General features: G+C 41.9%; 25 protein-coding genes and 1 tRNA gene. 14 read left to right on the forward strand and 12 right to left on the reverse strand.

What is annotated here, in order from left to right; translation table 11 throughout:
- The first annotated feature begins 5 nt into the window (after positions 1 to 5).
- A complete protein-coding gene (locus tag ACFQ3S_RS04040) occupies positions 6 to 1,328 on the forward strand; it encodes a TIGR00341 family protein (protein ID WP_377161485.1) in 1,323 nt (440 codons plus the stop codon).
- Positions 1,329 to 1,662: 334 nt separating this feature from the next.
- The gene (locus ACFQ3S_RS04045) at positions 1,663 to 4,230 is read left to right on the forward strand and encodes a glycosyl hydrolase 115 family protein (RefSeq protein WP_377161487.1); all 2,568 of its coding nucleotides are present in this window, start codon (positions 1,663 to 1,665) and stop codon (positions 4,228 to 4,230) included.
- 324 nt (positions 4,231 to 4,554) lie between these two features.
- On the opposite strand, the gene ACFQ3S_RS04050 is transcribed toward ACFQ3S_RS04045, so the two are convergent.
- The 3 genes from ACFQ3S_RS04050 to ACFQ3S_RS04060 all read right to left on the reverse strand — a co-directional run bounded on the left by ACFQ3S_RS04050 (position 4,555) and on the right by ACFQ3S_RS04060 (position 7,235).
- Positions 4,555 to 5,613: a DUF748 domain-containing protein gene (locus tag ACFQ3S_RS04050; RefSeq protein WP_377161489.1), complete on the reverse strand. Its 1,059-nt coding sequence runs from the start codon at positions 5,611 to 5,613 to the stop codon at positions 4,555 to 4,557.
- Positions 5,614 to 5,958: 345 nt separating this feature from the next.
- Positions 5,959 to 7,023 carry a 3-dehydroquinate synthase gene (aroB, locus tag ACFQ3S_RS04055; protein ID WP_377161491.1) on the reverse strand — a complete coding sequence of 355 codons (1,065 nt, stop codon included), beginning with the start codon at positions 7,021 to 7,023 and terminating at the stop codon, positions 5,959 to 5,961.
- Positions 7,024 to 7,028: 5 nt separating this feature from the next.
- Positions 7,029 to 7,235 carry an RNA-binding S4 domain-containing protein gene (locus ACFQ3S_RS04060; RefSeq protein ID WP_377161493.1) on the reverse strand — a complete coding sequence of 69 codons (207 nt, stop codon included), beginning with the start codon at positions 7,233 to 7,235 and terminating at the stop codon, positions 7,029 to 7,031.
- A gap of 67 nt (positions 7,236 to 7,302) precedes the next feature.
- Between ACFQ3S_RS04060 and ACFQ3S_RS04065 the strand changes: the two genes are divergently transcribed.
- Entirely contained in the window at positions 7,303 to 8,502 is a 1,200-nt protein-coding gene (locus ACFQ3S_RS04065; protein WP_377161495.1) for a proline dehydrogenase family protein, read from the forward strand.
- A gap of 167 nt (positions 8,503 to 8,669) precedes the next feature.
- Here ACFQ3S_RS04065 and ACFQ3S_RS04070 read toward each other — a convergent pair whose 3' ends face one another.
- Positions 8,670 to 9,302 carry an HAD family hydrolase gene (locus tag ACFQ3S_RS04070; protein WP_377161497.1) on the reverse strand — a complete coding sequence of 211 codons (633 nt, stop codon included), beginning with the start codon at positions 9,300 to 9,302 and terminating at the stop codon, positions 8,670 to 8,672.
- Positions 9,303 to 9,364: 62 nt separating this feature from the next.
- On the opposite strand from ACFQ3S_RS04070, the gene ACFQ3S_RS04075 reads away from it, so the two are divergent.
- The 4 genes from ACFQ3S_RS04075 (at position 9,365) to istB (ending at position 13,316) form a co-directional block, all read left to right on the forward strand.
- Positions 9,365 to 9,438, forward strand: a tRNA-Ile gene (locus ACFQ3S_RS04075).
- Between the two features lie 293 nt (positions 9,439 to 9,731).
- Complete coding sequence (locus tag ACFQ3S_RS04080; RefSeq protein ID WP_377161499.1) at positions 9,732 to 10,883, forward strand: phage integrase SAM-like domain-containing protein; 1,152 nt, start codon at positions 9,732 to 9,734, stop codon at positions 10,881 to 10,883.
- Between the two features lie 114 nt (positions 10,884 to 10,997).
- Complete coding sequence (gene istA, locus ACFQ3S_RS04085; RefSeq protein WP_377161501.1) at positions 10,998 to 12,545, forward strand: IS21 family transposase; 1,548 nt, start codon at positions 10,998 to 11,000, stop codon at positions 12,543 to 12,545.
- A gap of 24 nt (positions 12,546 to 12,569) precedes the next feature.
- Positions 12,570 to 13,316, forward strand: a complete 747-nt coding sequence (istB, locus tag ACFQ3S_RS04090) for an IS21-like element helper ATPase IstB (RefSeq protein WP_377161503.1) — start codon at positions 12,570 to 12,572, stop codon at positions 13,314 to 13,316.
- A 99-nt stretch (positions 13,317 to 13,415) separates the two neighbouring features.
- Here the strand turns inward: istB and ACFQ3S_RS04095 are convergent, their stop codons facing one another.
- From ACFQ3S_RS04095 to ACFQ3S_RS04105, 3 genes are read right to left on the reverse strand one after another with little or no spacing between them, the layout of a single operon-like run.
- Positions 13,416 to 13,706, reverse strand: a complete 291-nt coding sequence (locus ACFQ3S_RS04095) for a GNAT family N-acetyltransferase (RefSeq protein ID WP_377161505.1) — start codon at positions 13,704 to 13,706, stop codon at positions 13,416 to 13,418.
- 12 nt (positions 13,707 to 13,718) lie between these two features.
- Positions 13,719 to 14,285 carry a DUF6428 family protein gene (locus ACFQ3S_RS04100; RefSeq protein WP_377161507.1) on the reverse strand — a complete coding sequence of 189 codons (567 nt, stop codon included), beginning with the start codon at positions 14,283 to 14,285 and terminating at the stop codon, positions 13,719 to 13,721.
- A 52-nt stretch (positions 14,286 to 14,337) separates the two neighbouring features.
- The gene (locus ACFQ3S_RS04105) at positions 14,338 to 14,667 is read right to left on the reverse strand and encodes an ArsR/SmtB family transcription factor (RefSeq protein WP_377161509.1); all 330 of its coding nucleotides are present in this window, start codon (positions 14,665 to 14,667) and stop codon (positions 14,338 to 14,340) included.
- A gap of 98 nt (positions 14,668 to 14,765) precedes the next feature.
- Between ACFQ3S_RS04105 and ACFQ3S_RS04110 the strand changes: the two genes are divergently transcribed.
- Genes ACFQ3S_RS04110 through ACFQ3S_RS04125 form a run of 4 tightly spaced genes read left to right on the forward strand, consistent with a single transcriptional unit; the run spans position 14,766 to position 17,557 of the window.
- Positions 14,766 to 15,560 (forward strand): DUF547 domain-containing protein, encoded by a 795-nt coding sequence (locus tag ACFQ3S_RS04110; protein ID WP_377161511.1) that lies wholly within the window; start codon positions 14,766 to 14,768, stop codon positions 15,558 to 15,560.
- Complete coding sequence (locus tag ACFQ3S_RS04115; protein WP_377161512.1) at positions 15,553 to 15,888, forward strand: arsenosugar biosynthesis-associated peroxidase-like protein; 336 nt, start codon at positions 15,553 to 15,555, stop codon at positions 15,886 to 15,888. Before ACFQ3S_RS04110 ends, ACFQ3S_RS04115 begins: the two co-directional genes overlap by 8 nt.
- Positions 15,888 to 16,937 carry an arsenosugar biosynthesis radical SAM (seleno)protein ArsS gene (arsS, locus tag ACFQ3S_RS04120; protein WP_377161514.1) on the forward strand — a complete coding sequence of 350 codons (1,050 nt, stop codon included), beginning with the start codon at positions 15,888 to 15,890 and terminating at the stop codon, positions 16,935 to 16,937. Before ACFQ3S_RS04115 ends, arsS begins: the two co-directional genes overlap by 1 nt.
- An 8-nt stretch (positions 16,938 to 16,945) precedes the next feature.
- Positions 16,946 to 17,557 carry a TIGR04282 family arsenosugar biosynthesis glycosyltransferase gene (locus ACFQ3S_RS04125; protein ID WP_377161516.1) on the forward strand — a complete coding sequence of 204 codons (612 nt, stop codon included), beginning with the start codon at positions 16,946 to 16,948 and terminating at the stop codon, positions 17,555 to 17,557.
- Here ACFQ3S_RS04125 and ACFQ3S_RS04130 read toward each other — a convergent pair.
- Entirely contained in the window at positions 17,554 to 18,246 is a 693-nt protein-coding gene (locus ACFQ3S_RS04130) for a TIGR04283 family arsenosugar biosynthesis glycosyltransferase (protein WP_377161518.1), read from the reverse strand. The genes ACFQ3S_RS04125 and ACFQ3S_RS04130 overlap by 4 nt on opposite strands.
- A 62-nt stretch (positions 18,247 to 18,308) precedes the next feature.
- Between ACFQ3S_RS04130 and ACFQ3S_RS04135 the strand changes: the two genes are divergently transcribed.
- A complete protein-coding gene (locus ACFQ3S_RS04135) occupies positions 18,309 to 18,782 on the forward strand; it encodes a TlpA disulfide reductase family protein (protein ID WP_377161520.1) in 474 nt (157 codons plus the stop codon).
- Here the strand turns inward: ACFQ3S_RS04135 and ACFQ3S_RS04140 are convergent.
- Positions 18,775 to 19,767 carry an NAD-dependent epimerase/dehydratase family protein gene (locus tag ACFQ3S_RS04140; protein WP_377161522.1) on the reverse strand — a complete coding sequence of 331 codons (993 nt, stop codon included), beginning with the start codon at positions 19,765 to 19,767 and terminating at the stop codon, positions 18,775 to 18,777. The two genes, ACFQ3S_RS04135 and ACFQ3S_RS04140, sit on opposite strands and share 8 nt — an antisense overlap.
- 14 nt (positions 19,768 to 19,781) lie before the next feature.
- The gene (arsM, locus tag ACFQ3S_RS04145; RefSeq protein ID WP_377161524.1) at positions 19,782 to 20,753 is read right to left on the reverse strand and encodes an arsenosugar biosynthesis arsenite methyltransferase ArsM; all 972 of its coding nucleotides are present in this window, start codon (positions 20,751 to 20,753) and stop codon (positions 19,782 to 19,784) included.
- Positions 20,754 to 20,883: 130 nt separating this feature from the next.
- Here arsM and ACFQ3S_RS04150 point away from each other — a divergent pair, with 130 nt between their 5' ends.
- Both ACFQ3S_RS04150 and ACFQ3S_RS04155 read left to right on the forward strand, forming a co-directional pair.
- Positions 20,884 to 21,585 carry a sterol desaturase family protein gene (locus ACFQ3S_RS04150; protein WP_377161526.1) on the forward strand — a complete coding sequence of 234 codons (702 nt, stop codon included), beginning with the start codon at positions 20,884 to 20,886 and terminating at the stop codon, positions 21,583 to 21,585.
- Positions 21,586 to 22,085: 500 nt separating this feature from the next.
- Positions 22,086 to 23,198, forward strand: a complete 1,113-nt coding sequence (locus tag ACFQ3S_RS04155) for a PAS domain-containing sensor histidine kinase (protein ID WP_377161528.1) — start codon at positions 22,086 to 22,088, stop codon at positions 23,196 to 23,198.
- A gap of 38 nt (positions 23,199 to 23,236) precedes the next feature.
- Here ACFQ3S_RS04155 and ACFQ3S_RS04160 read toward each other — a convergent pair whose 3' ends face one another.
- Together ACFQ3S_RS04160 and ACFQ3S_RS04165 are read right to left on the reverse strand one after the other, a co-directional pair.
- Positions 23,237 to 23,593, reverse strand: a complete 357-nt coding sequence (locus ACFQ3S_RS04160; RefSeq protein ID WP_377161530.1) for a response regulator — start codon at positions 23,591 to 23,593, stop codon at positions 23,237 to 23,239.
- Between the two features lie 3 nt (positions 23,594 to 23,596).
- Positions 23,597 to 25,123 carry a PAS domain-containing sensor histidine kinase gene (locus ACFQ3S_RS04165; protein ID WP_377161532.1) on the reverse strand — a complete coding sequence of 509 codons (1,527 nt, stop codon included), beginning with the start codon at positions 25,121 to 25,123 and terminating at the stop codon, positions 23,597 to 23,599.
- Positions 25,124 to 25,281 lie beyond the last annotated feature (158 nt).

Below are 25,281 nucleotides of genomic sequence, written 5' to 3' on the forward strand. Positions count from 1 at the left end.
CACGAATGGGAGAGATTTCAAAAGCCATCAGCCATTTTATTGAGCACCGCTTTAGTTTAAATGATGATAAGGCAGCAGAACCGGTCATCATCGAATCGATCCGTAAGAACGTAGATTTCAAAGGATCGAACCTTTGGGCGCTGATCTTTGCGGTTTTTATTGCCTCTATTGGCCTTAATGTCAATTCTACGGCTGTGATCATCGGCGCAATGCTGATTTCTCCTATCATGGGTCCGGTGATGGGAATTGGGCTGGGTATCGGCATCAACGATCTCGAACTGGTTAAAAAGGGAGGGAAGAACCTGTTAGTGGCTACTATGTTCAGTATCCTTACCTCTACTATTTATTTCTATATCACCCCCTTGCACGAGGCACAGTCTGAACTGCTCGCCAGAACATCTCCCTCTATTTGGGATGTTTTCATTGCCTTTTTTGGCGGGATGGCCGGCATGGTAGCCGCATCAAGGAACGAACGAAGTAATGTAATTCCGGGAGTAGCTATCGCCACCGCCTTGATGCCGCCGCTATGCACCGCTGGCTTTGGAATAGCAACAGGGAACTGGCTTTATTTTCTGGGCGCTATTTACCTGTATTTTATTAACAGTGTTTTTATAGCAATCGCCACTTTCCTCATCACCCGGTATCTGAAAATGGACCGCAAACATTTCGATAATCCCCGCACCGAAAAAAAAGTGACCCGCTATATGGTTATTATGGTGTTGATCACCATTGTGCCCAGTATTTTTATGGCTTACCGCATTGTTGATAAAAGCATCTTTGAGACGAACGCCAAAAAGTTTGTGAATGAGCAATTCAACTTTCCCGGAACGCAGGTAGTTTCCCGATCTTACCAGTATAGTCAAAACAGCAAATCTATCGATCTGTTGCTTATAGGCAATGAACTCAGCAAACGTGAGCTTGATTCATTAAGGCTGCATCTAAACAATTATAAGCTTCGTGGTACAAAGTTGAAAATCAGACAGGGGCTTAATGCTAAGCAGAAGATCGATCTTTCACAGATCAAGGCAAGCATAATAGAAGACGTTTTCAGTAAACAGGCTGCCGTTGACACCCTTAAACGGCAACCTATAAAAAAAGCAGTTGCCGACACTAATGTGCTGGCCGAACTTAAAGTGCTGTATCCGGCTATCCGCTCTTTCGGGATGGGCAAAATGGCCATATACAATGCTTCTGCTGCTAAAGCTGATACCTTGAGTGTAGCGTTGGTTAGTTTTAGATCTGCCTTACGCCCGGCGGACAGGATAAAACTTGAGCAATGGTTGCGCATCCGCTATCGTTCTGAAAAAATTAGGCTGGTTGTGCAATAAATGCCCATTAATTTGATATTTAGCAGTATCCTTCGCCTTCCCTAAGTGTTTTACATATATGCAACTTATAGTACCGGCTATTACTGATGCCAGTAGAATTCTATATTTTACTTTATCAATAAGCTCATGATCTTTAAAAGTCAGCGCTGATATGAAAAGGATAAAGGTCAATATGATTTCGTGCAACCCGCCGCAATAAGGCAATAAGCGGTTATTGACGTATTACCTGCATTAACATAATACATATGTACACGTTTAAGAAACATTTTTACTCCTGGACTGACAGTTTTTTCTCTAAAATTGCTTTACTAAGTAAATTGAATAGTAACCGCGTATGAAGAAGTGTTTAATAATTTTATTTTTTTTAAGTTTAAATGTTGTATGCATTGGGCAGCAACTATTTACCGAAAAAAAAGAGGCTGGTTCCTTTGCAATTGTTGCGCCAAATCAACTGGCAACTATCGTTTATGATACCAAGGATGATTCTCTTGTACGTATAGCAGCAACACTTTTGGCACAGGATGTTGAAAGAGTAACTGGGAAAAAGCCACTCTTGGCTGCAAAAATACCTGCAAGCGGCAATCTCATTCTTATGGGCACCATCGGTAAATCGGCCTTAATTCGGCAACTGGTAAAAAGCGGCCGGTTAGATAGTAGTAAATTTGCCGGTAAGTGGGACGGTTTTCTTGTTCAATTAATTCAAAACCCATTTAAAGGTGTTAAGCAGGCTTTGGTAATAGCAGGCAATGATAAACGAGGTGCCGCTTATGGCGCTATGGAACTCTCACGGCAAATGGGTATATCGCCCTGGTATTGGTGGGCCGATGTACCTGTTAAAAGGAAAGCAGCACTATTTTTCAAGAGCAATGGACTGATTGCTGAAGCACCTAAGGTAAAATATCGGGGTATCTTTATTAATGACGAAGCACCCTGCTTTTCGCGGTGGACCAAGGAGAAATTTGGGGGCGTAAACCACCTGGTATATGAAAAGATTTTTGAGCTGCTAATACGGCTTAAAGCTAACTACCTGTGGCCGGCCATGTGGAGCAATGCTTTTAACGATGATGATAAGCTTAATCCTATTTTGGCCGACCAATGGGGAATAGTGATGGGAACCTCGCATCACGAACCTATGCAAAGAGCACAGCAAGAATGGAAAAGATATGGTAAAGGCCCCTGGGATTATACCAAAAACGATACCGTGCTGCGTAGTTTTTGGAAAAAAGGCATAGAGAACATGGGTACCCATGAAAGCATTGTAACCCTGGCCATGCGTGGCGACGGAGATGAGCCCATGACCCAGGGTACCGCAACCAATCTATTGGAAAAAATTGTTAAAGATCAACGCAGCATTATTGAGGAGGTAACTAAAAAGCCAGCCTCGGCCACACCTCAGCTTTGGGCATTGTACAAGGAAGTACAAGACTATTATGACAAAGGCATGCGTGTTCCCGACGATGTTACCTTGCTACTTAGCGATGACAACTGGGGCAATATTCGTAAACTTCCTAAACCGGGCAGCAAGCCCCGTACAGGAGGGTATGGCATCTATTATCATTTTGACTACGTAGGCGACCCAAGGAATTATAAATGGATAAACACCAATAATATAGCACGGGTTTGGGAGCAAATGCACTTAGCATACGAGCATAACGTCAACAATATTTGGATCGTTAACGTTGGGGATATTAAACCGTTGGAGTTCCCCATTTCCTTCTTTTTGGATTATGCGTGGAACCCGGATAAGTGGAACCAGGAAAACCTGCGGTCGTACTATACCGATTGGGCCGGCAAGCAATTTGGTTTGAAGTATGCTTCAGAAATTGGTAACATCATGCGTTTATATGCTCAGTACACCGCCCGTAGAAAACCAGAACTGGTAGACGCAAGATCTTACAGCATTGAGAATTATAATGAGTTTGGCCGGGTAACTAAAGAATTTAACCAGTTACTGGCGAAGGCAGAAAAGATTAATACGTTATTACCGGAAAACTACCGGGATGCCTATTTCCAGGTTGTACTTCATCCATTAAAGGCAAACGCCAATCTTCATGATATGTATGAAGCCGCCGCCTGGAATAATTGGTATTCTACAAGGAAAGATCCAAAAGCTAATCAATATGCTGATAAGGTAAAAGAGTTGTACCATAAAGATTCGTTATTATCTGTACAATATAATATGATGGGCAATGGTAAATGGAACCACATGATGGATCAGGTGCATATAGGCTATAAAACGTGGAACGATCCAAGATACGACGTTATGCCAACGGTTACTTATGTTGCAGCGGGCTCTGCCCCCGAAAGTTATGCCTTACCTGTGTTGGTATCTAAAACGGCTGAAAAGGCAATTCCGTTGAGTACTAAAACACCTGTTTTTTTCGAAAAAGATAACTATGTATCTATAGAAGCGGCCAATTACACCCGGGCAACCAGCACTAATGCTATCAAGTGGGTTAGCATTCCAGATATTGGCCGAACCGGAGCGGGTGTAACAACATTTCCGGTAAGTGCCGGGCCACAAACGCCGGGGAAAGGCACGCCCCGCCTGTATTATGATTTTTACACCTACAATACCAGCGATAAATTAGAAGTAAGTGCTTATTTTTCGCCTACTTTAAATTTTTTTAATGAAGAAAAGGGATTGCAATACGCGGTGTCTATAGACGGAGAAGATCCTCAAATTATAACCATTAATACCTATACCGATCCAAATATATGGCGTGGATGGACAGCCAGTAACATTATCATTAAGAAAACTAATCATAAGCCACTGGCGGCGGGTAAACACACGCTACAGTACTGGATGGTACAACCTGGTGTAATACTGCAAAAGCTGGTAATTGATATGGGCGGGGTAAAACCGAGTTACCTTGGCCCTCCTGAGACCTTAAAAAAGTAAAACCAAATACCCTACGGAAAGCCGTGTTTTCAAAGCACAGAATACCGTAGGGTTTATTACCAAATCTGGTTGTAACAGGTCAAACTCATAGAAGAGTTTTACTGATGATATTGCAGCCTATGGCCGGTATTATCACCCCATCATTTACCGGCCCGGAATAACTACAAGGGTTTTTATTTATACAGATAAAGTTTATTGGTGTGCTGATAATACCCATCACAGCGTACAAAAATATAGCAAGCAATACGGTTTGAAGAAATTTTTATATTTATATTGAAAACCAATTTAATGATAGTTAAGCACGAACTGAGCTTTGAAACTCTTTTAATTTAACGTTCCGTCTATACCCTGGGTAAAGGCTTTGATAAAAGCATTTTTAAGCACACCAACAAAGGTTTCCCATCCGCTGGTTTCAGGGTTGTTTAGGTTGCCGGAGATAGGAATTTTGGTTGCAATTTTTTTAGTTTTTGGATTTTCAACAGCCTTTACAAATAAGCCTGCCACCGCTTCTTTAGCTGCCTGAAGAATGCCGCCTTTTTTCTTGACATCTTTTTTCAAGTTTAAAACTTTAACTCCCTTTATAAAAGGTTTAATGTAGCCATCGAATTTACCGTTAGTGGCTTCCAGTTCGCTATACATATCTAATGTACCTTTCTCTACATCAATTTTCCCTTTAGCTTCAATTAAATTGTTGAGGCTGGTTAGTTTTACCGTGGTCAGTTTGGCATTCAAATTAAAATCGGGGATCTCTTTTAAAGCATTGATCTTCATATCGGCCTTTAGTTTACCATTGCCAATGGAGGTGCCTGTTAAGCTAACCGTTGATGGTAACGGCGTTGTTGCATCTTCTACATTGGCTAGGTTAAGGGCCGTAAGCTGCATGCTTTTAATGTGAAGATTAATGTCGGGCTTGGCCGCAAAGTCCAGGTAAGCTACACTGCCATTATCAACCTGCAGGCGGTTAATGGTCATGGGCATTATGGCCTTTAGTGTTTCGGTCCAATGTTTTTTAGAGGGTTCTTTTGAAATATCTGCAGTTTGAGCGAGTATGTGTAATGCCGGCTGGTTCATAATTACTTCGCCCACCAGCCGGCCCTTAAATAAATACTTCCATTCAATAGAAAGATCGGTATGCTGTATTTGTAGGAAGGGGTACTTGACAGGATCGGTCTTTTTTCGCAACACCAAACCCTCTATAGCATACGCACCACTAATCAAATGAATATCTATATCATCCACACGGCCTGTGTAACCGGGTAGTTCGTTCAACTTGCGGTTAACATAGCTTTTAACCATTGAGGGCAGTGCAAGTCTGATAATTATCAGTACTACAACCAAACCCGCAATTATCCAATAACCTGCTTTAATAGTTCTCCAGTTCATCTATTTTTAGCTTTACAATTCAATCCGCTTTTTGGGAAGATAAACACGGATTCTTTTTAATTTCGGAGCTTTTCTTTCCAATTACTAATGGTATCGTTGTTCACTGGTTAAACACTCGGATGCTAAATAAGTTCTGAATTTTAGATATGCCATTTCAGAATTTTAAAACTTAGTTTAAAGAAAAATATCAATTAGTGGTTCGGGTGATAACACCGACCAGAGGCTGAAAGGCTGCCTCGAACAAGATTTCTCGCTATCGAAAAATAACAAGTGGAGTTGAAAAACAAAAAGGCTTTTACTCCATTAGCGTAAAGGCCTTTTTTATTAGGTGAAAAGTATTATACCTTACAACTTACCATAATACGAAATACTATCGCAAAGTTCCTCTTCGGTGCAAATATGATTTATGCTGCACTGTCCAATTTTTTCTAATAAGGTGCAGTTAATTAAACCGTTCTGGTTCTTTTTGTCGATTTTCATTAAAGCATTGAGTGTGTTATAACACGATTCATCCAGTTCGTATTTGGGGTAAAGGCTTTTCAGCACGGTGCTAATCTCAGCTAACTCATCCGCGCTTAAACCGGCTTTTTGGTGCGAGAGCCAGGCTTCACAGATCATGCCTATGGCTACGGCTTCGCCGTGGGTAATAGGGCTTTTATCGTTTTGCAGCGAATAGGTTTCTACCGCATGACCAACCGTATGGCCAAAATTAAGACACTTGCGGTAACCTTTTTCAAACGGATCGGCCACTACTACCCGGTTCTTGATAGCAACCGACTGGTAAACCAAACCGGGCAACGGGATCTGTAACTCGGTTCCCTGTTCTTTGAGCAGGTTCCAGTAAGCGGCATCCTCAATTAAACCATGTTTCAGCATTTCGGCATACCCCGATAGGATTTGCCTTTGCGGCAGGGTATTTAAAAAAGCCGGTTCAATAAACACCGCTTTGGGTGAGGTAAAAGTGCCTATGATATTTTTGAGGTTGTTAAAATCGATACCGGTTTTACCGCCAATGGAGGCATCCACCTGCGAGAGCAGGGTAGTGGGTACCTGCACAAAGTCCATCCCCCGTTTATAAACCGAAGCTGCAAAGCCGCCCATATCACCAATAACACCGCCGCCTAAATTGATCATGAGTCCATGACGGTCGGCGCCAAAATCAATCAACGTGCTCCAAATACCTTCGCAAAACTCAATGGTCTTGCTTTCTTCGCCGGCATTTACTTCTATAATGTCAAAGTTATCGGCAGGGCCTAAATGTTCTTGCAATAGGGGAAGGCAGTGTACGCTGGTAAACTCGTCGGTTAAAACAAAGCAGCGCGAATAATTGCCTTTTTCTATAAAATTAACCAGTTGGGTAAGCGTATTTTCAAAATAGACGGGGTAGTCTATACTATTAATCGTATCCATAAAATTTATATCACCACAATTTTTTTAGCGCGAAACTCCACAATATCGCCTTGTTTTACTTTTAAGCGTTTGCGGTAGTCAACCTGGCCGTTGTATTTAACTTCGCCTTCGGTTACTACGATCTGGGCTTCGCCACCGGTATATACTAAGCCGGTTGCCTTTAATAATTGTATCAGAGGGATAAACTCGCCGTTTAGTTTAAATTCGATCATGGTGTGGCAAAAATAAACTATTGAAGCATAAAATGAGTTATATAGATTGATTTTCTAATTTTGCGCCATGTTAGCTGAAACTACTCCTCAACCCTCAAAGGGTAATTTATCGTTCGAGAACACTGAAATAGCCTTTAAGCACGCCACCAATGCCGATTTGAACCGCGCTTACTGGTTATTTAAAGCCATCAATAATAACTTTTTAGTAAAGATTGGGCCGGGTATCACCAATTTTGCCATGAACATTGGTCTGCCTATTAAAGGCATTATTAAAGCCACCATATTTAAACAGTTTTGCGGCGGCGAAACTATTGCCGAGTGCGATGCCGCCATCAAAAACCTGTATAGCGGCGGGGTAGGTACTATTTTAGATTATTCGGTAGAGGGCGAAGAGGAGGAAAGCGTGTTCGACTTTACCCGCGACGAAATTATCCGCACTATAGAACGCGCCACCGGCAACCCGGCCATACCCATTACCGTATTTAAAGTAACCGGCGTAGGGCGTTTTGACTTATTAGAAAAACTGGATGCAGGAACGGCCTTGACCCCCGCCGAAGAGCAGGAGTGGGAAAAGGTGCAAAGCCGCGTACAGGCCATTTGCCATAAAGCACATCAAAACGGCATCCCGGTGATGATTGATGCCGAGGAAAGCTGGATACAGGTTACTATTGACAAGTTAGCCCTGAGTATGATGCGCCGGTATAACAGTGAAAAGGCTATTGTTTATAACACATATCAACTTTATCGCCACGATAAGCTGGCCGGTTTAAAACTGGACTTTGATGTTGCCCGTACCGAGGAGTTTTTTTTAGGGGTGAAGATTGTTCGTGGTGCTTATATGGAGAAAGAACGCAAACGTGCGCAGGAACGCGGCTATGCATCGCCCATACAACCCGACAAGCCATCGGCCGACCAAGATTATAACGAGGCTTTACGCTTTTGTATTGAGCATGTAAACCGAGTAGCCCTGGTAGCCGGCACTCATAACGAGGCCAGTTGCCGATTATTAGCTGATTTGCTCAACCAGCTTAATATACCTCACAATCACCCGCATGTATATTTTTCGCAGTTGCTGGGTATGAGCGATAACCTGAGCTTTAACCTGGCCAATGCCGGTTACAACGTGGTGAAGTACGTGCCTTATGGTCCGGTGAAAGCCGTGCTGCCCTACTTGTTTCGCCGGGCGCAGGAGAATACCTCCATTGCCGGTCAAATGGGTAGGGAGTTGGGCCTGATCCTAAAGGAACGGATGAGGAGAAAGCTTTAGTTATATTTCCGGGGGCGGAGAAGCTACAGGATTTTAGGGGTTTAAATAACTTTGGTTTTTCACCTGTTTCACCATATTTAAGTACACCGCACCATTACACTAAACATTTGAAGAAAAATCTAATTTTTAAAGGAAATCCGCGGTTTTATAAACTTTTACGTGTTGAGCTAAAGTAACCCTTCACGCCTGGCAAAGTTTTGTATAGTATCTGGCGCTGTCATTAAAAATGTATTGATGCCCAAACTTTTAGCGCTTTCTAAGTGCTGGGGACTATCGTCAATAAACAGCGTTTCGGAAGGATTAAGGTTGTTTTCGTATAGTACCTGTTCAAAAATAGAGATCTCAGGTTTGCGCTTACCTGTAAAGTGTGAGTAGTAAACCTTCTCAAACAAGTGATCGTTATTATCAAAGCCAAAGTCTTCCTTCAGGTACTTCATAATGAAGTTGTAATGAATCTCGTTAATGTTACTTAACAAAAAAGTACGGTATTTGCCTTTAAGCTGTAGCAGTAATTCGTGGTTACCCTCAGCTATCCCTACCAAAATACTGTTCCAGGAGGCGTCAATTTCGTCGTTAGTAAGGTTTGAATTACCCGCTTTTTCACGGATCCGATCACGAAAAACGTCAGCGCTGATCTGTCCACGGTCAAACGCGTCAAATATGGGGTCTTGCTGTAAATGACCAAAAAACTCATCCACATTACTGATACCCAAAGCTTTCAATGAATGCTGTACCCGGGCAAAATCAATGCTGAAGATCACATTACCATAATCGAAAATGATGTTTTTAATATTTTGCATATTGTGTTTGGGTATTTGCCCGCAAATATGTAAAATTGCACCCGGAAACGAAACATATTCCTGCGCCTATAGCTCAGTTGGTTAGAGTAGAAGACTCATAATCTTTTGGTCCCTGGTTCGAGCCCAGGTGGGCGCACAAAATGGGAATTTCCCATCCTCGAAAACCCTCTAAGTCGCTGATTTAGAGGGTTTTTTCATTAATTATCCCCTCAACAACCTTCAAGAAAGCCAAAGTTCTCGTTACCTATCCGACTACCTGTTTTTAATTTTTAACTTAGGTAACGTAAACCTATTCAATGAATTGACATACAGTCAATTACAGCGATAAAAGTTTATTTAAATCAGTCTTTTTAGACAATTCTGTGTTACCTTTTTGTTACCTAAAAACAGGGTGTTTATTGAGCATTTTAAACTTAAAAATTGAATTTTATGCAAACATCACAGTCATTCGGTATCCATTTTACCACGCGCCCGGACAAAGCCAGGGACGGAAAAGAACCAATTTACGCTTGCGTAACCGTAAACAAACAAAGAGCTTATATTGCGCTCAAACATAATGTCGATCCAAAAAATTGGGATAGCGGTAAGGGAGCTGCTAAAGGCAATAAAGATGAAATTAAATCCATTAACAATTATCTTGGAGAGGTCCGTAACACCATCAGCAATAACTACAAGCAAATACAGCTTAAAGGTAAAATGCTTTCAGCAAAAGCAGTGAAAGATTTGTACTTGGGAGCAGAAGAGGAAGTCTATACCCTCAGCCGCCTTTTTATCTACCATAACGAAACGTCCACCACGGATTTGAAGTGGAGTACCCTTAAACATTATTATGTCACCCAGCGTTATTTGGTGAAGTTTTTGGACGAACAGCACCAATCGTCCGATATTTACCTGCATCAACTTGATTTTAAATTTGTAAAAGATTTTGAAGTTTATCTGCGTAACCATAAGCCAAAGGATCACCAAAAGCAGATCAATAACAACGGCGTGATGAAGCACATCATCCGGCTTAAAAAAATGGTCAACCTGGCAATGAACCTGCAATGGATCGATAACGACCCTTTTGCGGCTTATAAATTGAAGATACAGAAAGTAAACCGGGAACAACTATCCGAAAAAGAACTGGCCGATATGGAAAAGAAAGTTTTTACCATAGAGCGCCTTGATATGGTCAGGGACTTGTTTGTTTTTTGTTGCTATACAGGACTATCTTATGTAGATGTCATCAATTTAACTCCCGGTCATATTGTTGCTGGTACAGATGGCGAAAAGTGGATCAGAACTTGCCGTGAAAAGACAATGATCCCTGTTAATGTGCCCCTTTTACCGCAAGCACTAAAAATATTGGATAAATACAAGAGCAATATACGGTCACTGTCAGGAGGTAAGGTTTTTCCGGTAATGTCCAATCAAAAAGTAAATAGCTATTTAAAGGAGATTTCAGAGGTATGTAATATTACTAAAAATGTAACCTTTCACTTAGCCAGACTGGATAAAACGCACCAAAATGACCCCTATAGGCCTATTCAAAAAGGCCCCCTTTGCCAGTTGAAAGTGAGCACGTTCGCCAAAGCAAAGTGACCCCTCTTCGCCAGGTGAAAGTGACCCCTTAAAAGAGATTAAGTAATGTATTGATAGTTTCTGCGGACCCGGGTTTTTGTTTAGCTTTTTAGATAAACAAGAACCAGCGAATACATGTCCAATAAACCGATCAAGATGAATAGATTACGACAGATCATCCGTTTGTACTGTCAGGGTACAGGGATCAAAACGATCCACGGGATGGTAGGGATCTCCCGAAACACCATTAAAAAGTATGTTCGTGTGTGGCATACGCTGGGTATCACACACGAAGAGTTTAGCGCCAGGAGTGACAGTGAACTGGCCATATTGTTTACGACCACTGTATCCAAGACGGCAGGCAGCCCCCGGATGCAGATATTGGAGAGCATGCTCCCGGAGATAAGCAAGCGGCTCAAAAAGAAGGGTGTAACCCGTGAGATGCTGCATGCGGAGTATATAGAAAAGTATCCTGATGGCTATGGCCGCTCCCGGTTCAATAATGCGGTCCACACGTATCTTCAGCTATCAAAACCGGTTATGCATATCGACCACAAGGCGGGTGATAAGAAGTATATTGACTTCACAGGAAGCAAGTTACAATTGACCACATCCCAGGAAGATACTGCACATGATGTGGAGGTGTTCGTTGCTATCCTCGGCTGTAGCCAGCTTACTTATGTGGAAGCTGTAGAAAGCCAGCGAAAAGAAGATCTGATCAAGGCATGCGAGAACGCGCTGCATTACTTCGGCGGTGTTCCTGGCGCAATTGTTCCTGATAATCTTCGTTCTGCGGTGACCAGAGGGAGCAAATATGAAGCTATCCTGAATGACGAGTTCGCATCCTTTGCGGAGCATTATGCTGTTACCGTTGTTCCTGCACGTGTTTACAAGCCTCGTGACAAGGCTTTAGTGGAAGGGGCTGTCAAGCTGATTTACCGCAGCATATACACCAGGCTGGAAGGCCGCAGGTTCAGCTATCTGGAATCGCTGAACTCGGCTATTCGTCCAGCTCTGGAGATCCATAACAACAAACCCTTCTCCGGGCGTACCTACTCCCGCAGGGAACAGTTCGAAGAAGTGGAGCGGGATGCGTTGGGCCAGCTCAACCCATTACGCTACGAGGTCAATAAACAAGTAATGATCACGGTAATGAAGAACGGGTACATCCGTTTGGGTGAAGACATTCACTATTACAGCGTGCCTTACACCTACATTGGCAAAAAGGTAAAGGTCTTGTACACATCTATTGCAGTGAAGGTTTATTACCAATACACGCTGATCGCTTCTCACCGCCGTGTCCGCATCAAATACCGCTACACGACAGACGAGACCCATTTGGCATCGCAGCACCGTTACCTTACCGAATGGTCGCCTGAAAGGTTTATCCAGCAGGCAGAAGCCATACACGACGATGTGGCCCGTTATATCGCTAAGGTACTCGAACATAAGGTCTACCCTGAACAGGCGTACAAGTCATGCTCGGGTATCCTAAGCTTTGCCAGCCGGGTCGGTGCCGGGAGGCTGGCAAACGCCTGTCGCTGGGCCGATAATATAGGCCAGTACAACTATCCGGTTATCGAAGAGATACTCAAGAAGCGTCTGGACCAGCTTCAGGCTGAGGACGAACCAGCAGCGATACCAGCCCATAACAACATCCGGGGAAAAGAATACTATCAGTAAACAGCCTATTAAACATAGAACAAAATGAATAATGAAACATTAGACAAGATGCGTCAGCTTCGCCTTTATGGCATGTATGATGCCTTTAAAACCAATCTGGAGACTTCAGTAAAAGAATCGCTTACAGCCGATCAGTTCATTGCCTTGCTGGTCGCCAGCGAATGGGACGACAGACGTAACCGTTACGTAGAACGGGCTATCAGAGGTGCAGGCTTCCGTTATAAGGCATCGCTCGAACAGATCGACTACGGTATCGACCGGGGCCTGGAAAAGAACCAGGTCCACAGGCTTGCTGCCCTTGACTTTGTCAAGGAGCATAAGGACCTGTTCATTACCGGTTCCACCGGTACAGGTAAAAGCTACCTGGCAACGGCGCTCGGTTACCAGGCCTGTCAGAATGGTTACAAAGTAATGTATGTCAATACCGCTAAGCTTATGGGCCAGCTGAAGCTGGCCAAAGCAAAGGGCACCATTCTGGCGGAACTGAAAAGAATAGAACGGGCCGATCTGCTGATCCTGGATGACTTCGGCTTACAGCCTTTTGACGCGCAGAGCAGGGCCTCTCTGCTGGACATTATCGAAGACCGGCACCAGAAACGTTCTACATTGGTCACTTCACAGATACCGGTCAAGGAATGGTATGATATTATCGGTGAGAAAACCATCGCTGATGCCATACTGGACCGCATTGTTCACCACTCATTAAGGGTCGAACTTTACGGCGAATCACTAAGGAGAAGAAACTCTAAATCAGAAAATGTATTTTTGTAGAAATAATAGTTGTTAAACCGGACAAAAACATCCGCTCCCCAGGAGCCTATCTGTACAACAACTTTACTCTCTTTCAAACCCTAACTCAGAGGGGTCACTTTAGATTGGCGAAGAGGGGTCAATATCATTGGTATATCCACTTAAGGCTTCGATACGAGTAACTAACTTACCTGCTATTCCTGAACCACGATGCTCAGGATAAACGGCTAACGACCTGAATAACCCATAATCACCGTAAACTTGAACACCAGCCACGCCGACAATTTCCTTGTCCTGTATGGCTACCAGGAAGTTTTCCAAACTTTCCGGCAGATCTGCTACAGGTAATTTTTCCGATATCAGCAGGGCAATTACCTGTTCTTTATAATGGGATGCGTTATCGATGATCATATTTCTTTTTGATTAGCAGCAACCTCCACCGGGTGTACAGCAAGCTTCTGCAGGAGCAGCCAGGTTCACCAACTGAACTTTGGGTTTTTCAGCAACAGGCGCACAGCATTCTTCGCCTTTATCATTAGTACCGCAACTGCCGCCACGGCTGATCGCTTTACATTGTACGGCATCAGGGCGCAGATCAACGGTAAGGGTTTCACCATTCACGATCATATCATTCGGGAACATTTGGCGCGTATCAAATTCGGAATTACCAAATTCGATTTTTACCGTGCCATTTGGATTTAAAGGAAGCATTTTTTCCACGATGTTTACGATAGATAAAGCCTTGCTCACTTTCATCGAACGTTCCTGCTGATCGTTTTCGGGCACCCACAGTTGCACGATGATCTCCGTCCAGGCGTTCATCACACCGCCGCAATCTACCGATGTGATCGGGGCTTGTTTGATCTCGGTGATATGGTAAGCCGCATCCACTAATTTTCCTTCCGCATATTGGAATTGTAACTCATGGTCAGGATGCTGTAATAGTGTATCTTTAAATGTTTTCCAGTTGATTGCTTCTACTTTATTCATGATGATTAATTTATATTTATTGTAATATTACGATGATTAAAACCAAATTTTTTTAACAGCAGGTATTCTTTAAATCATAAGTAGCGAAGAAGCCGCCCATCTGTTCTTTAAGCTCATTCCATACGGGTGGATTAATGCAATAACATACGCTTACGCCTTCAATAGTACCCTGTATTAAGCCAGCATTTTTTAATTCCTTTAGATGTTGGGAAATAGTAGGTTGAGCCAAACCTAACTCATCAACCAAATCACCGCAGATACAAGTATTTGATTTAATGATCTCCTGTAAGATTGCGATCCGTGCCGGATGTGCAATAGCTTTTAGCATAACGGCTAACCGGTTTTGCTCTTCGGTGAATATTTCAGTTTTAGTTAATCCCATATTTATATTGCAATATTACGATTAATATTTGATAAGCAAGAAGAATTTCATTTTTTTTGATTTCAAACTTGTATGAAGCAAGTTACGTATCTTGTGGTATGAATAAGTTCTGTCTGCTTTTTGTTTTTACAGTTTTTGCATTCACCAATTTATTTGCCTTAGATCGGTCTGTAACCTCCGCGAAACCCATTGATTATATTAAAATCTCGCAGGACTTCTTGTACGCTGCTAAAACAGGTGATACCACAAGTAAATATATTGATACCTTGAGCAAAGCCAATGAGGACGTTCTCGCAAAGCAATTAAACAACGATAACAAACGCCTGGCCTTCTGGTTGAATATTTATAATGGTTTCACGCAAGTTATCCTTAAAAAAGATCCTGATCAATATACGACCCGCAATTCTTTCTTTTCCAGCAGGCAAATTGAAATTGCCGGACGGCAATTGAGCCTGGATGATATTGAACATGGCATTTTACGCCATTCTAAAGTTAAATGGAGTGAAGGCTATTTAGGTAAACTGTTTCCATCTAGTTTTGAAAAGAAGTTCAGGGTCGAAAAACTGGATTACCGCATACATTTCGCGCTGAACTGCGGGGCTAAAAGCTGCCCGCCCATTGCTTTTTATGAACCGGCCAGTATAGACAAACAATTAATGGTAGCCGTCAGAACCTATTTAAAAGGAGAATGTGAATATGATTCCGCAAAGAACGTGGTGAACGTACCTGCTCTGATGGGTTGGTTCAGGCATGATTTCGGTGGGAAAAAGAACATGCTGGAAATATTAAAGCAAAATAAGATCATTCCGCAAGACCGTAAACCGGATATTCATTTTAAAAAGTACGACTGGAGTTTATATTTGAATAATTATAAATCTGAAAACAATGGCTGATCATTATTACAATGCCGAAGACCTCGGAAAATTCGGAAATATCGCGGAGTTCCAGAAACCGATGGCCGATAAGTTTTTCGACTATTATGGGGAAGTTTTTAAAGATGGCGCGTTAACTGCGAAAGAAAAATCACTGATCGCTTTAGCGGTTGCCCATGCTGTGCAATGCCCTTACTGTATCGATGCTTATAGCAGCGATGCCTATGAAAAAGGTTTTAGCGAAGCGCAAATGATGGAGGCCGTTCATGTAGCCTCGGCCATTAAGGGCGGCGCGGTGCTGGTACATGGGGTACAGATGATGAACAAGGTGAAAGAAATTAGTATGTAATGATCAAGTCGCTCAAAGTATTACAGCATCATTTAGCCAGCTCAGATAATCAGTTGGCCATCCTCGAAGACCAGCGGGAGCATAAACACGCTTCTTTTAAAGATAAGGTGGCTGGGTTAGGGATGTTTCCTTTACAGGCGACCAATGTGGAAATTTTCCAGGTGAACGTTGGTAAAATGTGCAACCAGGTTTGTAAGCACTGCCATGTTGATGCGGGGCCAGACCGCAAAGAGATCATGACCCGCGAAACCATGCAGCTTTGTTTGAACGTGTTGCAAAATGATAGTATCAAAATTGTTGACCTGACCGGCGGCGCACCAGAACTGAACCCTGATTTTCGGTGGTTTGTAGAAGAGATCAAAAAATTGGGTAAACATATCATCGTTCGCTGTAACCTGACGATTATTTTGGCGAATAAACGATTTCATGACCTGCCGGAATTTTTCAGGGTGCATCAAATAGAGGTAGTATCATCGTTACCCAGTTTTACACAAGACAGAACAGACCGGCAGCGGGGCGACGGTGTTTTTGATGATTCCATTAAAGCATTACAGATGCTGAATGGAGTTGGTTACGGACAGGCGGGTACAGGCTTAACCCTTAATTTAGTTTACAATCCGGCAGGTGCTTTTTTACCACCATCTCAGGACGCTTTGGAAAAGGAATACAAATTTGAACTGATGAAAAAGTTCGGCATTGTATTCAATAACCTTTTTGCTATTACTAACATGCCCATCAGCCGTTACCTGGATTACCTGCTTTCTACAGGCAACTATGATAAGTACATGGAGAAACTGATCTCCGCTTTTAATCCGGCTGCGGTTAAAAATGTGATGTGCCGCAATACCATTTCGGTTAGTTGGGATGGCTATTTATACGATTGCGATTTTAACCAGATGCTTGATCTGTTGGTGACACCCGAAAGTTCACAACATTTAAGCACTTTTGATCTGTCCTTGTTAAATAACCGCAACATCATTTTAAAGCAGCATTGCTACGGCTGTACCGCAGGTGCTGGTTCCAGTTGTGGTGGTGCCGTTGCCGAATAACCTATCCGATGTCAGCAGTTACACCCTTAAATACCGCCCTAATCATATTTGTCCGTCATCCCGAATTAGGCAAGGTAAAAACCCGGCTGGCCAAAGTGATAGGTGATGAAAAGGCATTGCAAGTGTACCAGCTTTTGTTACAGCATACCCGGCAGGTAACGCTGCCCTTAAATTGCCGGAAATTCATTTATTATGCGGATGGCGTACCTGAACATGATAGCTGGAATGATCCCGGTTATACCAAAAGGCAGCAGTTTGGCGATGATCTGGGCCAGCGCATGGCTAACGCTTTCGGCGAGTTGTTTGAGCAGGGATTTAAGACAGTGTTGATCATAGGGAGCGACTGTTACCAATTACGAACCGCTATCTTAGACGATGCAGTCGCCTCATTGAACGGACACCACGCAGTTATTGGCCCTACGTTTGACGGTGGGTATTATCTTTTAGGGATGAACCATTTTATACCTGAATTATTTAGGGATAAAGCCTGGAGCACAGATCAGGTTTGCCAGCAAACGATAAAAGATCTAAGTGATCTTTCCCAAACATTTTTGATGCTCAAACAGCTGCATGATGTAGATCAGGCCGCTGATTTGGATGTCAATGGTATTGCAATTTAACGGTAGTTGAGCATCTTTTTATAGGTAGCCGCCAAGTCCTGTTGAGATGCTCCTTTTTGGTACATCCTAACAACGGTATAATTAGCGCGTTGAACCTTTAACCAGCCATTCGTATCATATTTTCGTGCGGAAATTAAAACAGGCTTGTGAATGATCTTGTATTTCCCTTGTTTTCTTGCCCTGGCACAAAACTCAAATTCTTCCATGATCTTCATGTTGCCATCGAAACCTCCCATTTGCGCAAAAAGCTTTTTGGTGATGAATAAAGTTTGGTCGCCGCCCATACCTGCAAAAGTATCCACCCTGCTTAAAAAGGCATTCATTTTCAGCAACCAACTTTTGCTATTATATTTTGACAGGTACCTGCCCATATCATAACCATTGCTAATGGCCTGCTTAATATCTGCGAGGTAGCTTTTTGGCGGGATAGTATCTGCATGAACAAAATAAAGCACATCACCTTTGGCAACAGACGCGCCGTAGTTCATCTGGGCGGCACGGCCCTTTTCCGGTGAAGTTAATGCGACGGCACCCTCTCGCTCCGCTAAGGCCAACGAATCATCCCCGCTAACACCGTCCGAAACGATGATTTCCAGCAATAATTCGCTGCTATTATTTTTCAAATAGCCGATCAGTTGAGCGATATTTTCAGCCTCGTTATATGTGGGAATAATAATACTGACCTGCATATTTAATCTGTATGATTGAAATCTACGTATATTTATCTGTACCGAATGATTAAAAAACAACTATGAAAAGTAAATTGTTGCTATTGACACTATTCAGTTTCTTGATAATATTGAAAACTAAGGCGCAGGATGTCAAATTAATTTCGGTGAATCAGTTGGAAAGCCGTTTTAAACAAGGTAAGGATACGATCTATGTCGTCAACTTTTGGGCGACTTGGTGCAAACCCTGTGTCAATGAATTGCCGGAGTTTGAAAAGTTCAAAAGCGCAAATCAGGGAAAGCCCGTTAAAGTCATCCTCATAAGTACTGACTTGAGATCCAAATTGGAAATCGGGGTGAAACCTTTTGTAAAAACTCACCACCTGACCGGAGAAGTTTACTTGCTTAACGAAGCTCCTTCAAGCTTTACTGAACGGATCAGTCCCGACTGGTCGGGTGCTTTACCGGGTACTTTGATCTTCAACAGCAAAACCGGACAAAAGAAATTTCATGAATCAGCTTATACCTATGCTGAGTTAAGCACGGCTATCAAATAGGCGAAGTTTCAGTCAACCAATGCAGCGTTTTAGCAACACCTTCTTTCAGCGGCGTAATATGATAACCCAATTCCCGCTCTGCTTTGGCGGATGTAACTATCCAGTGCTTATTATATTTACGAACAAAAGGTGGTGTGATAAGCGGCTGTTTTCCGAATACTTCAGCCATAAAAAGTTGTATCCGGGACATCAAAATCATTATTGGCAACGGCACGTTATACATTTTGCGTTTAATCCCTGTTAATTCATCAACCAGTGCAAAAAACTCGTTATATGTGGCGTTGATACCGCCTAAAAGGTAACGTTCGCCCGGCTTTGCTTTTTCCATCGCACTGATCAATCCATTGATCGTGTCATCGATGTAGACATAGTTACCAATGCTTTTTCCATTACAGGGTTTGATCTTCCAGTGGCCGCCGATGTACATTTTCATTAAACGGGTAAAACCGTTGCTTTCCGTAAGCAAGCCAGGCCCATATACCCGGCTTGGGTTGACGATAATGCCGCGGATACCTTTTTTGTTATATTCTTTTAATAGCGATTCCGCCTCTACCTTACTTTTTTCGTAAAGCGTTTCCAGCTTTGGATTTGTGTTGGTCAGTTCGCAAACGGGTTGAATATTTTCAGCATGGCCAACTACCCCGGCGGTTGATGTAAATAATACGTTTTCGATGTTCAGTTCAAGGCAACAGTCCAATACATTTTTTAAGCCATCTACATTCAAGATGTAAAATGCCTCCGGGTCTTTGTTCCAGACGGATGCCAACGCTGCCAAATGATAAACCTGCTCACACCCTGACATGGCATTAAGAAGGGCTGATATGTCTAATATATCGCCTGCACATAGAATAATGTTAGGATGAGCCAGTAACGCCCCTTTTTGTTCATTGCGTAACAACGCATGAACAGTATGCCCGCTGTTAGCAAGTTTAAATGCCAGTTGTTGCCCAATATACCCCGTTGCACCTGTGATGAAAATATGCATAGCCGTCGTTTGAATTAGCAACAGCCGCCGCCATCATAAAACCAGGTGGAGCCTGATATGAAGATATCATTCCGGTGCAATGCCGCTAAATTTGCTGCAGTCTTGTCGCAAACTGCCAACGGTTGGTTAGGCATCAATACATGCCCCTTTTCGTCATCAAAAAACTCCTCGCCGCCGTAATAGATCGCCGCTTTTCCGGTAAATACGCATGGGCCGTCAGTGGGCATCGGGTCTTTAATAGCACAGACTTCCACGCTTTCAATATAAATCAATTCATCAGTCGCATATTGCCCCGGAGCTAAAATACGGTAAGCGCGTTTCGCCCTGATCTCGATAGTGCCAAAACCAATATCAGTAATGCTTTTAATATATTCCGTTAACGGCAGTGAGCCGGTAAGGCAAAGGGCACGCAATCGTTCGTCACTGCGCAGTTCGGTATTCATAGGCTGATCACAAACCGGGTCCGACATTACTAATCTGCCTCCCGGCTTTAAAACCCTGTAAATTTCTTTAAGTGCTTGCTTTAGGTCATTCTTTTTGAAGATATTGAACAGGCAATTTTGTCCGGCTACATCGATGGAATTATCTTCAACTGGCAGTAGCAAAGCCGATCCTTTGCGCAGATCAATAAATTCCTTTTTAAACCAGGGATTCAGCTTTTCCGCCACTACTAAATTGTTAGCGCAGCTTTGCAGCATTTCATCAACAATATCAACACCAATAACACCGCTATCGCTTCTGTTAAAATAGGAGAATTGTAATAATTCCATGCCGCCGCCTACGCCTACATACAAGATCTTCGGGTCGTTTACCAGGTCACCGGCGCTGACAATAGCACCGCAACCGTAGTTCATTGCCTTCATGATAGCCGGTATCTCCAATCCCGGAAAGGCGTTCATGGGCGATGTGGTGCAGCATAGTCCAACATCCGGTTTCAGTGCAGCATCGCGGTAAACATCAATGGTGGTATCGAGATAATTGTCCATAACGGTGAATATATAGCTAATATACGTAGCTACAACCTACATGGCTTTTTATTTGATCAGATTAAAACCTATCCTGAATTATTCATCGTATTTTTATAATGCGAGATTATTCTAAAGCATTCAAGTTGTCATGAACCTTATAATACAGCCAGTCGCTATAGGCCTTGTTTTTTTGACGGCCTATATAGCCGAACACCTTTTTCCTCAGCGAAAAGAACTGTTAGCAGGACGGCACGACCTGAAAAATATCGGCATTGGGCTGATCAACTTGCTTTTCACCTTTACAAGCGGTTACTGTTTGCAGAAGGTTATGGTTTATACACTCTCGCACCATATTGGTTTTGAAGGGTTTGCCAAATTGCCTGTCCTGGTATCATTAGTACTTCAAATAATCATCATCGATGTTTTTGTTTACTGGTGGCACCGGATCAATCATGCCATGCCACTGCTATGGAAGTTTCATAAATTTCATCATGAAGATGAAAAAATGAACAGCACCACGGCGGTACGTTTTCATACGGTAGAGCTATTTTTTGCAGTGATCGCGAAAGCATTAGTATTTCCTTTTATTGGCATCACCGTTACTGGGCTCATTGCTTATGGCATTCTGTTTTTCCCGGTGGTACTATTGGTTCATTCTAATATCAGGGTTTCTGAAAAGACAGACATCATTCTTCGGAAATTATTTGTCAGCCCAAACATGCACCGGATACACCATTCAAATGTGATCGTTGAGACGGATTCCAACTATGGTTCGGTCTTCCCTTTTTGGGATATAATATTTAAGAGTTACCGAAAGAAGTCGCTCGACGTTATTAAATTCGGTGTGTGATAACGGGCTAAATACTTATAATATGCTAATCCCTTAATCGAATAACTCAATCTTAAAAGAAGGAACATTAGGGCTTGTGCGCCATTATTTGTATATTTGAATAGTCGGTAGGGCGTGTTACCTATGTAACTACCTTGAACGGCGAATTCTTTGTAATTCATTGATTATCAGTCGAATATAGAGTTAGGTTCGAGCCCAGGTGGGCGCACTGAAAATCAAGCACTTACGACGAAAGTCTAAGTGCTTTTTCGTTTTGGTACAACAATGGTACAATATTAATAAATTTAAAAAACCATGCATGGTGTAGTGCCGCACTGATTATTTCTTCGCCATCAAAGAAAGTATTAAAATGATCTTTGGGATGGTTATAGCAAAAAGAATGGAATTTGTTAGTAATAAGAGAAGTTAAAAACGATTTGGCTTACATACTCGATGATGAGCAATCTTTGTATCGGGAAAATAAAGTATTTTTGTACACACATGTATTTTGATGCTTGCTAATGGATAAACATAGTGGCGATAACGCAATTCCTGAAGATAATAATGTTTCCCACACGATAGAATCTTTTAAAGAGACAGATATAGCCAAGATTGCCCTTGATTCGGCCAATGTTGGTATTTGGATCATGGACCCCGCCTCCAGAAAATTTTTCCCCTCCGAACGAACCAGGGAAATGTTCGGCTTTTTACCTAAAGAAGAAATGTCTTTTGAGGACGCCATGTTGAAAGTGGTTGATAAACAGCGGAAAAATGTTGTGGAGGCTATTGAAAACGCTTTTAAAAAACGAAGTATTCTTTACATAGAATGTCCTATTATTGATTTGCATGATAATAAAAAAAGATGGTTAAGCATAACCGGAGGATTTAGCAGTTCAACTGTAAGTAACAGCTATTTTTCTGGGATTATTATGGACATAACGGAGCAGAAACAAAGTGATTTAAGGCGGAGTAAATTTATAGGTATGGTTAGCCATGAACTGAAAACACCTTTAACTGCTTTGAAAGCTTACGTTCAGATGCTGAACAACTGGGCTAAGAAACAGAAAGATAATTTTACGATAGGCACATTATCTAAAGTTGATAAGCAGGTTAAAAAAATGCTCAACATGATCAATAGTCTCCTTAATTTATCGGGTGCTGAGGCTGGAAAGATACATTTGAATAAGGCGGAGTTCAGGCTTGATGTGTTAATAAACGAAGTAGTAGAAGAAACTTTATTTATTACATCTACCCATAACATCATAATTAATCCCTGCAATACAGTAAGTATAAACGCAGACCGTGATAAAATTGAACAGGTTTTGGTGAATTTGCTCAGCAATGCTGCAAAATATTCAGATAATACTGCAGATATTGAAATAGGATGCGTATTAAAAGACAGTGAGGTGGAAGTAAGCATTAAGGATAAGGGTTTAGGTATAGCACCTGCGGATATTGATAAATTATTTATGCCGCATTATCGTGTAGAAAGTAAAGAGACAGAAAATATTGCTGGTTTTGGAATAGGGCTTTACCTTTGTGCAGAAATTATTAACAGGCATAACGGTAAGATATGGGTTGAAAGTGAACCCGGAAAAGGCAGTAATTTTAAATTCACACTTCCTGTTAGTTAATAAGAAACACTAAATAATATAGTATTCAGTTTGGGAGGTTATGCCAATTGTTTTTCAACTATGTCAATCAATGCGTCTAAATCATAGGGCTTTTCTAAAAAGTCATCTGCACCGGCAGCATAAGCAATTTCTTTTCCATCTTTACTTGCCGATATAACTACAATTGGAATTTGTTTTAGTTGCTCATTTTTTCTGAGCTGCCTTACCACCTGGTCGCCCGATAGGCCTGGCATCCATAGGTCAATAAGGAGTATATCCGGCTGTTCGGTTTCTACTAACATATTTACATTGCTGCTGTTTATAACGGCCAAAACCTCATGCCCCGAATCTTCTAAGATAAGTCGGGTTATATCCAGTATTTCCTGTTCATCATCACAGATCAGTATTTTGCTCATAATTTAACGATTGATTGGAATTGTGAAACTAAATACAGAGCCTTTGCCTTCCTGGCTTTCTACCCACAAGGTGCCCTTGTGTTCTTTTATGATCTCGTTACTTACATACAATCCGATACCCACGCCCGGAAATTTCTCCGAAATCTGATCGGCCCTGTAAAACCGCTCAAAAATACGCTTGTGGTCTCTCTCGTGGATACCCACACCTGTATCGGTAATAGATAGCTTTATATAATTTGGTAATACACTGGTATGTACAATTACCTTTGTACTGTTAGGCGAGTATTTTACGGCATTGCTTAGTAGATTGAGCAAAACCTGTTCCAAACGGCCAAAGTCGGCAGTAATTTCTACATCTGCCGAACCCGTAATTATTAAGGAGTGGGTTTGTGTTGTTGCCTGTACACCATTTACTGCTTCGGTAAGCAAATGGGTGAAATTAAATTTAGTAAAGTTAAACCCCACCTTACCAGACTGTATTTTTGATACATCCAGCAGGTCATAGATCAGTTTTTCGAGTCTGGCGATAGATTTAGCCGCTGTTTCAAAGCCATTTAAATATTGGGTATCGTTATTCTGCTTTGCCCTTCTATGTAATAGTTGTAAATTTCCTTTAATACTTGTTAAAGGCGTTTTCATCTCATGGCTCGCAATACTAATAAAATCTTCTTTACGCTGTTCAATTTCCCTGCGTTCTGTAATGTCTTCAATAGCCAGCAATATCCTGTTCTGATATTTTCCTTTTAAGGTAACCTGGCGTGCATTTAAAACCAATAGCTTACGGCCAATTCTTGGAAAATCGTTTTCAATTTCAAAGCCCTCAAAAGGGTTGTTATTTGGCAAAATATTAATCAGCAGGTTCTTTAACTCTGGTAAATTCCACTGACCGTTGTTGTGCTCAAAAAGCACTTTACCTTTAATGTCTTTTTGTGCTGATTTAAAAAAACGGCAAAAATGTTCGTTCACGCTCATTACCTTCATTTTATTATCCAGTACTACCAGGCTTTCACGCATGGTTTCTATAATACTGGCCAGGTAGGCTTCGCTTTCCTGTAAATCTTCAGTGCGTTCCGAAATACGTTCTTCTAAATGGTCTTTTTCAGCAAGTAATGCATCTTCTGCTTGTTTACGGCGTGTAATATCATTTTGAATACCTATAAAATTTGTAATATTTCCATCCTGATCTTTAACCGGCGATATCATCAGTTCATTCCACATCAGCTTACCGTCTTTTTTATAGTTACGGATCTCTACCTGGCAATGCTCTCCAGTATTAATAGCCTTGCGTAGTTTGTGCCGCGCTTCCTGGTCATTATCACCATCTTGTAAAAAACGGCAGTTATGCCCAATAATTTCTTTATTAGTATATCCTGTAATAGATTCAAAGGCTTTGTTGCAATAAATAATGGGTTCGTCCGGTTGTGTATGATCAGTAATTACCACACCGTTGCTGGATGCGCTGACTGCTGCTGCAAATAACCGTATATCTGTTTGGCCTGTATTCGGTAAACGCTTCAGAAAATCATCCATAATTGTATTAGCAATTAATTCATTATTTACACTTACAACAGGGTTTTTAGAAATTAGTTTGATAACTAACAGTTGAAATCACTACTGAAATTAATTGCAAATTGTGAGTAAAAATTCATTAATACACTGGCCTGATGTGTAAATTATAGTATTTTTTT

The sequence above is a fragment of the Mucilaginibacter terrae genome (assembly GCF_042679325.1).
In the GTDB taxonomy this organism is placed as follows: domain Bacteria; phylum Bacteroidota; class Bacteroidia; order Sphingobacteriales; family Sphingobacteriaceae; genus Mucilaginibacter; species Mucilaginibacter terrae.

Bases quoted from the DNA above. Each gene is read 5' to 3' on its own strand.
- ACFQ3S_RS04040 (WP_377161485.1), top strand. From the start codon at position 6: ATGGGAGAGATTTCAAAAGCCATCAGCCATTTTATTGAGCACCGCTTT.
- ACFQ3S_RS04045 (WP_377161487.1), top strand. From the start codon at position 1,663: ATGAAGAAGTGTTTAATAATTTTATTTTTTTTAAGTTTAAATGTTGTA.
- ACFQ3S_RS04050 (WP_377161489.1), bottom strand. From the start codon at position 5,613: ATGAACTGGAGAACTATTAAAGCAGGTTATTGGATAATTGCGGGTTTG.
- aroB (WP_377161491.1), bottom strand. From the start codon at position 7,023: ATGGATACGATTAATAGTATAGACTACCCCGTCTATTTTGAAAATACG.
- ACFQ3S_RS04060 (WP_377161493.1), bottom strand. From the start codon at position 7,235: ATGATCGAATTTAAACTAAACGGCGAGTTTATCCCTCTGATACAATTA.
- ACFQ3S_RS04065 (WP_377161495.1), top strand. From the start codon at position 7,303: ATGTTAGCTGAAACTACTCCTCAACCCTCAAAGGGTAATTTATCGTTC.
- ACFQ3S_RS04070 (WP_377161497.1), bottom strand. From the start codon at position 9,302: ATGCAAAATATTAAAAACATCATTTTCGATTATGGTAATGTGATCTTC.
- ACFQ3S_RS04080 (WP_377161499.1), top strand. From the start codon at position 9,732: ATGCAAACATCACAGTCATTCGGTATCCATTTTACCACGCGCCCGGAC.
- istA (WP_377161501.1), top strand. From the start codon at position 10,998: ATGTCCAATAAACCGATCAAGATGAATAGATTACGACAGATCATCCGT.
- istB (WP_377161503.1), top strand. From the start codon at position 12,570: ATGAATAATGAAACATTAGACAAGATGCGTCAGCTTCGCCTTTATGGC.
- ACFQ3S_RS04095 (WP_377161505.1), bottom strand. From the start codon at position 13,706: ATGATCATCGATAACGCATCCCATTATAAAGAACAGGTAATTGCCCTG.
- ACFQ3S_RS04100 (WP_377161507.1), bottom strand. From the start codon at position 14,285: ATGAATAAAGTAGAAGCAATCAACTGGAAAACATTTAAAGATACACTA.
- ACFQ3S_RS04105 (WP_377161509.1), bottom strand. From the start codon at position 14,667: ATGGGATTAACTAAAACTGAAATATTCACCGAAGAGCAAAACCGGTTA.
- ACFQ3S_RS04110 (WP_377161511.1), top strand. From the start codon at position 14,766: ATGAATAAGTTCTGTCTGCTTTTTGTTTTTACAGTTTTTGCATTCACC.
- ACFQ3S_RS04115 (WP_377161512.1), top strand. From the start codon at position 15,553: ATGGCTGATCATTATTACAATGCCGAAGACCTCGGAAAATTCGGAAAT.
- arsS (WP_377161514.1), top strand. From the start codon at position 15,888: ATGATCAAGTCGCTCAAAGTATTACAGCATCATTTAGCCAGCTCAGAT.
- ACFQ3S_RS04125 (WP_377161516.1), top strand. From the start codon at position 16,946: ATGTCAGCAGTTACACCCTTAAATACCGCCCTAATCATATTTGTCCGT.
- ACFQ3S_RS04130 (WP_377161518.1), bottom strand. From the start codon at position 18,246: ATGCAGGTCAGTATTATTATTCCCACATATAACGAGGCTGAAAATATC.
- ACFQ3S_RS04135 (WP_377161520.1), top strand. From the start codon at position 18,309: ATGAAAAGTAAATTGTTGCTATTGACACTATTCAGTTTCTTGATAATA.
- ACFQ3S_RS04140 (WP_377161522.1), bottom strand. From the start codon at position 19,767: ATGCATATTTTCATCACAGGTGCAACGGGGTATATTGGGCAACAACTG.
- arsM (WP_377161524.1), bottom strand. From the start codon at position 20,753: ATGGACAATTATCTCGATACCACCATTGATGTTTACCGCGATGCTGCA.
- ACFQ3S_RS04150 (WP_377161526.1), top strand. From the start codon at position 20,884: ATGAACCTTATAATACAGCCAGTCGCTATAGGCCTTGTTTTTTTGACG.
- ACFQ3S_RS04155 (WP_377161528.1), top strand. From the start codon at position 22,086: ATGGATAAACATAGTGGCGATAACGCAATTCCTGAAGATAATAATGTT.
- ACFQ3S_RS04160 (WP_377161530.1), bottom strand. From the start codon at position 23,593: ATGAGCAAAATACTGATCTGTGATGATGAACAGGAAATACTGGATATA.
- ACFQ3S_RS04165 (WP_377161532.1), bottom strand. From the start codon at position 25,123: ATGGATGATTTTCTGAAGCGTTTACCGAATACAGGCCAAACAGATATA.